This window comes from Achromobacter sp. (assembly GCF_057314935.1).
On record NZ_DBHKZA010000077.1, the window covers coordinates 6,423 to 10,250 of the forward strand.

Below are 3,828 nucleotides of genomic sequence, written 5' to 3' on the forward strand. Positions count from 1 at the left end.
GCCACGAACACGATGATGAGCGGCAGCATGGACAACAGGATCACGAAGCCGACGCCGCCGGTATAGAGCGCGGCGGTCCACGAACGCACGCGCACGGCGGCTGGCGCGCGGCCCTGCGTCATGGTGTAGACCTTGCGTTCCACCACGCGTTTCTGCACGAACAGCACGATGGCGACGATGGCGATGGACACCACCGACATGGCGCTTTGCAGGGTGGGGCTGCCGCCCATTTCGCTGACGAAGGTGTTGTACGTCATGACCGACAGCAGCGGCACACGGCTGCCCAGCAGCATCGCCAGCGCGAAGTTGCCCACCACCAGCGTAAACACCACAAGCGCATTGACCAGCACCGCAGGCAGCAGCACGGGCACCAGCACCCGCAGCTTGGTCAGGAACGGCGGCGTGCCCAGGCTGAGCCCGGCTTCTTCCAGCTGCCCGTCAAAGCCGCGCAGCGCGGCCAGCACGCCCAGGTAGATATACGTGTAGTAGACGAGCGTCATGGAAAACACCATGCCCGTCCAGCCGTAGAAAGAGGGCAGCGAGATGCCCGCGTCGCCCAGCAGGTTGGTCAACAGGCCGTTGTTGCCCAGGATCAGCAGCCAGGACTGGCCCACGATGATCTCGGGGATCACGATGGTCAGGACAGGCAGGATCGCCACCAGGTTCTTCAGCGGGAAGTCGTAGCGCGCCACCATATAGGCAAACGGCACGCCCACCAGCACCGTGCAGGCGGTGACCGCCAGGCCCAGGATCAGCGTGTTGCCGAAGGCCTCCAGGTATTGCGAGTCCGCCAGCAAGGCCTTGAAGCCTTCCAGCGAGAAGCCGCCATCCTGCCCGGTGACGCTGTTGCCGAACAGCACGCCCAGCGGGTACAGCACGAAGAACAGCAGGAGGATCAGGCTGATCGCGATCAGGATGCCCCAGGGCCACCATTTGATTTTCATGGCGTGCGTGTCCTCAGGCGTTGACGACGCGGCTGTCGGCGGGGATCAGCACCTGCACGGCTTCACCCGGCTGGAACTGCGCGACCATGTTGCCCGCATGCAATTCGACGCGGATTTCCGATCCATTGTCCAAGGCGATGCGATAGGCGGTCTTGAAGCCCAGGTACTGGCGGCGCAGCACCTTGCCCGGCAGCGTGTTCGGCACATAGGGCGCGGGCGCCATCAACGCCAGTTCCTCGGGGCGCGCGATCAGCACGCCGTTGGCGTCCAGGCGCGTGCTGCCTTGCATGCCGTCAAAGCCCAGGCCGCAGAGCTCGTAGCGGACATGGCCGTCGGGCGCGCCCGCAAGGCCCGTCTGCGCGGGCACCGGGATCACGTTGGCCGACCCGATGAAGTCGGCCACATAGGCGTTGACCGGCGTGCCGTACAGTTCTTCAGGCGTTCCCAGCTGGGCGATGTTGCCGTGGTCCATGATGGCGATGCGGTCCGACATGGCCAGCGCTTCTTCCTGGTCGTGCGTGACGAATACGGTGGTGATGCCGGCTTCACGCACCAGATCCAGGATGACGTCGCGCATCTGCAGGCGCATCTTGGCATCCAGGTTGGACAGCGGCTCGTCCATCAGCAGCACGCGCGGCCGGATCACCAGCGCACGCGCCAGGGCTACGCGCTGGCGCTGGCCGCCGCTCATCTGCGCGGGGTAGCGGTCGGCCAGCGCGAGCAAGCCCACTTTATCCAACGCTTCATTGGCGCGCCGCGTGGTCTCGGCGCGCGCCACGCCGCGGGCGCGCAGGCCATAGGCCACGTTGTCGAACGCGGTCTTGTCGGGGAACAGGGCGTAGTCCTGGAACACCATGCCGATGTCGCGGCGGTGCGCGGAGACATGGGTCACATCGTCCTGGTCGAACAGCAGGCGGCCGCCATCGGGCGCATAGAAGCCCGCAATGCAGCGCAGCAAGGTGGTCTTGCCGCAGCCGCTGGGCCCCAGCAGCGTATAGAACGCGCCGTCGGGGATGTGCAGCGACAGATTGCGCAGCACTTGCTGCCCGCCGAATGTCTTGACGATGCCGTCTACCGTGATCGATGCCATTTTTTGGTTCCTGCTTGGGTTCCCGGCATCATAGGAATGCGCCCCGGCGGCGACCAGCAGTGTTTTTTAAGGCGTGGCGTTAGATTTTCTAAGAGGTCGGCGCCGCCACTATCCCCTAGAATGCGGCTGAACAGGGCAGGCGCCCGGCCACGGCCGCGCCGCCGATAAGACCACAACAAGGGAAAACGTGGGAAAGAGCAGCACAGTCATGCGCCTGGCCGGCGCGCGGGCGGGCGTCCGCTGACATGGCGGGGCAGAGCCTGCCGCCATTGAAGGCCTTGCGCGTCTTCGAAGCCGCGGCGCGGCTGCGCAGCTTCACGGCCGCTGCCGACGAGCTCAGCATTACGCACAGCGCAGTCAGCCAGCAGATCCGCATTCTCGAAGAGTATGTGGGCCAGCCGCTGTTTGCGCGCGAAGCGCGCGGCGTGGCGTTGCTGCCTTGCGCGCAGGCGTACTTTCCGGAAGTGCAGGCCAGCCTGGAGCGCATCGCCACGGCAACCGCCAAGCTGAAAGCGCCGGCCTATGGCGGCGTGCTGCGCGTGTGCGCGACGCCGTCGCTGACGATGAAATGGCTGATCCCCCGCCTGTCGACGTTCCAGGCGCAGCATCCGGGGATCGACGTGCAGTTGAGCACGCAGGCGCGCCCCTTCCTGGACCGAGGCGGCGATACCGGCAGTGATGTGTTGATCCGGCACGGCTTCATGGCGCAGTCGGACCTGGCCTGCGTGCATTGCCTGGACGATTTCCATCTGCCGGTCGCGTCTCCGCGCTTCATCGAGCGCAACCGGCTGGCTGCGCCCGCGGACTGTCTCGCGCATCCGCTTTTAAAGATATCGGGCGGGATGGACCATTGGCCGCGCTGGTTCGCGTTGGCGAAGGTGGACGTGCCCGCGCAGTTGCCCGGCCCGGTGTTCGACCATCAATTCCTGTGCATGCAGGCCGCCATGAACGACCTGGGCATCGCCCTGGCGCCGTGGAGCCTGCTGGAAGACGATATCCGTGCCGACCGCCTGCGGCCCTTGTTCGCGCAACCGCAACTGCCGAACGCCGGCATCCACGCGCTGTACCGGCACGACGGCCCGGCAGCGGCGTCGGCGCAAGTTTTCATCGCCTGGCTGTGTGCGCAACAACACGGCTTGCCCCATCCCGGATAGACAAGGACCCCTATGTTTGACTCCACCCCGCCCGCCGGCCTGCAGTGGCGCGGCATCACGCCGCCGTTGGCGCTTTCCGATTACCGCGTCATCGCGTTCGACATGGATTCCACGCTGATCTCGATCGAGACGCTGGATGAAATGGCCGACTTGATGGGCAAGAAGGCAGAAGTGGCGGCACTGACCGAAGCCGCCATGCGCGGCGAGATCACGGACTACAAGCAGAGCCTGCGTGACCGCGTGGCCTTGCTGGCCGGCATGCCCGAGGCGCTGCTGGACGAGGTCTACCACGAACGCGTGCAGATCAACCCGGGGGCGGAAACGCTGATCGCCGCGTGCAAGGCCGCCGGCCTGACCTGCCTGCTGGTGACGGGCGGGTTCACGTGTTTTACCGACCGCTTGCGCGTGCGGCTGGGGTTGGACGACGTGCGCGCCAACGTGCTGGAAGTGGTGGAGGGCCGCATGACGGGCCGCTTGCTGCCGCAGGCGTGGGGCGACATCTGCGATGGCGAAGAAAAGCGCCGCAAGCTGGCGGAGGTGTGCGCATCCCTGGGGGTGGGCATGGAGCGAGCCATCGCGGTGGGCGACGGGGCCAACGACCTGCCGATGATGCGCGCGGCGGGGCTGTCGGTGGGCTATC

Annotated in this window: 4 protein-coding genes; 2 read left to right on the top strand and 2 right to left on the bottom strand. The window is 66.2% G+C overall.

The window, feature by feature from the left end; genetic code table 11:
* Positions 1 to 944: ABC transporter permease (locus ACO6D5_RS23700; protein ID WP_485826731.1), on the bottom strand; the 944-nt coding region annotated here is incomplete at its 3' end.
* Positions 945 to 957: 13 nt separating this feature from the next.
* Positions 958 to 2,034, bottom strand: coding sequence for an ABC transporter ATP-binding protein (locus ACO6D5_RS23705; RefSeq protein ID WP_006222270.1), 1,077 nt, complete (start codon positions 2,032 to 2,034; stop codon positions 958 to 960).
* Between the two features lie 245 nt (positions 2,035 to 2,279).
* On the opposite strand from ACO6D5_RS23705, the gene ACO6D5_RS23710 reads away from it, so the two are divergent.
* Positions 2,280 to 3,188 (top strand): LysR substrate-binding domain-containing protein, encoded by a 909-nt coding sequence (locus tag ACO6D5_RS23710; RefSeq protein ID WP_485826732.1) that lies wholly within the window; start codon positions 2,280 to 2,282, stop codon positions 3,186 to 3,188.
* A 12-nt stretch (positions 3,189 to 3,200) separates the two neighbouring features.
* The coding region (gene serB, locus ACO6D5_RS23715; protein WP_485826733.1) for a phosphoserine phosphatase SerB at positions 3,201 to 3,828 on the top strand (628 nt) is incomplete at its 3' end.

What these genes read in the sequence shown, in the direction of transcription:
- ACO6D5_RS23705 (WP_006222270.1), bottom strand. Translation starts at nt 2,034, where the DNA reads ATGGCATCGATCACGGTAGACGGCATCGTCAAGACATTCGGCGGGCAG.
- ACO6D5_RS23710 (WP_485826732.1), top strand. Translation starts at nt 2,280, where the DNA reads ATGGCGGGGCAGAGCCTGCCGCCATTGAAGGCCTTGCGCGTCTTCGAA.